At 75.0% G+C, this 1426-nt stretch carries 3 protein-coding genes; 2 read left to right on the top strand and 1 reads right to left on the bottom strand.

What is annotated here, in order from left to right; genetic code table 11:
* Positions 1-123: 123 nt before the first annotated feature.
* Positions 124-843 carry an acyltransferase gene (locus GTW08_RS06145; protein WP_301548989.1) on the bottom strand — a complete coding sequence of 240 codons (720 nt, stop codon included), beginning with the start codon at positions 841-843 and terminating at the stop codon, positions 124-126.
* Positions 844-924: 81 nt separating this feature from the next.
* Here GTW08_RS06145 and GTW08_RS06140 point away from each other — a divergent pair, with 81 nt between their 5' ends.
* Complete coding sequence (locus GTW08_RS06140) at positions 925-1128, top strand: hypothetical protein (protein WP_073578469.1); 204 nt, start codon at positions 925-927, stop codon at positions 1126-1128.
* 33 nt (positions 1129-1161) lie between these two features.
* Positions 1162-1426: nucleoside hydrolase (locus GTW08_RS06135; protein WP_346009862.1), on the top strand; the 265-nt coding region annotated here is incomplete at its 3' end.

Genomic DNA, 1426 nt, shown 5'->3' with positions numbered 1-1426 from the left:
GCCGGTCATCGCCGGGCACACCGCCCGCATCTACGCCGGCGCCACCGCTGCCGGGCCGCGGGAGCTCCCCCGTCCGAAGATCCCCACCGGGAACCTGTTCAGCGCCTGAGCCCGCGGCGCGGCTCAGGCCCGGTCGAGCCGGGCCTGCAGGGCCCGGTCGGCCTTGCGTGCCATGTCCGCGACCGCGGCGCGCTCGGCGGCGGCGGCCTCGTAGTCGGCCCGCCGGTCGCGCACCACCCGGGCCGGGGTCCCGACGGCGATCGACTCCGCGGGGATGTCCCCCCGCGCGACCGCGTGCGCCCCGAGCACGCTGCCCGGGCCGATCCGGGTGCCGCGCAGCACCGAGGTCTTCACCCCGAGCCAGCAGCCCTCGCCGATCCGGACCGGCGACTTCACGATGCCCTGGTCCTTGATCGGGCGCCGGACGTCGGAGGTGCGGTGGTCGAAGTCGGTGACGTAGACCCAGTCGGCGACGAGCGTCGTCGCGCCGATCTCGACGTCGAGGTAGCAGTTGACGGTGTTGTCCCGGCCGAACACGACCTTGTCGCCGATCCGCATCGAACCCTCGTGGCAGCGCAGGGCGGTGCCGTCGCCGATGTGCACCCAGCGGCCGATCTCGAGCCGCCCGAATCCGGGTCGGGCCTCGATCGTCACGTCCCGGCCCAGGAACACCATGCCGCGCAGTACGACGTGCGGGTGCCGCAGTCGCAGCTTCGCCAGCCGCCAGTACCGCCGCAGGTACCAGGGGCTGTACGCGCGGTGGCGCAGGATCCAGCGCAGCGAGGTGAGGCTGAACAGCTTCGCCTGCTCCGGGTCGGCGTCGGGGATCGGCGGACGTCGCACCCGGCAGAGACTAGGCGTGTGCACCCCACCGGCGACGGGTACCTCCGGCGAGTACCCGTACCCCACCCGAGAGGTCCGCTTGTGAGCGAGCACCGCCAGCCCGACGACGGCACCGACGTCGGCACCGACGAGCTGACCTCCGGAGGAGGCGGCACCTCCCGCGTCGACACGGACAAGGCAGGCAACCCGCGGCCCGACGCGACGACCGACGACTCCGGGGCCACCGGGGCGGCCGCCCGCGAGGTCGAGGCGGACAACGAGGACGAGCCCACCCGCAGCGAGTGATCACCCCGGCGGGCCGGTCGTAGGCTCGCCGGTGTGCCCCGCCCCCTGATCATCTCGACCGATCCCGGCGTCGACGACGCCGTCGCGCTCGTGCTGGCCCTGCGCAGCCCCGAGGTGGACGTCCGGGCCGTCGTCGCCACCTTCGGCAACGTCGGACTGGACGCCACCCTGCCCAACGCGGGTCGCCTGCTCGCCCTCGCCGGGCGCCCGGACGTCCCGCTGGGGGTCGGCGCGGCGCGGCCGCTGGTGCACCGGCTCGAGCGGCGGGCCGGGCACGTGCACGGCTCCGACGGGCTCG

Origin of the sequence: Pseudonocardia sp. SID8383 (genome assembly GCF_009864975.1) — a bacterium.
In the GTDB taxonomy this organism is placed as follows: domain Bacteria; phylum Actinomycetota; class Actinomycetes; order Mycobacteriales; family Pseudonocardiaceae; genus Pseudonocardia; species Pseudonocardia alni.
Note: the sequence above shows the minus strand (reverse complement) of the source record. Positions and strands in the feature narration are given on the sequence as shown.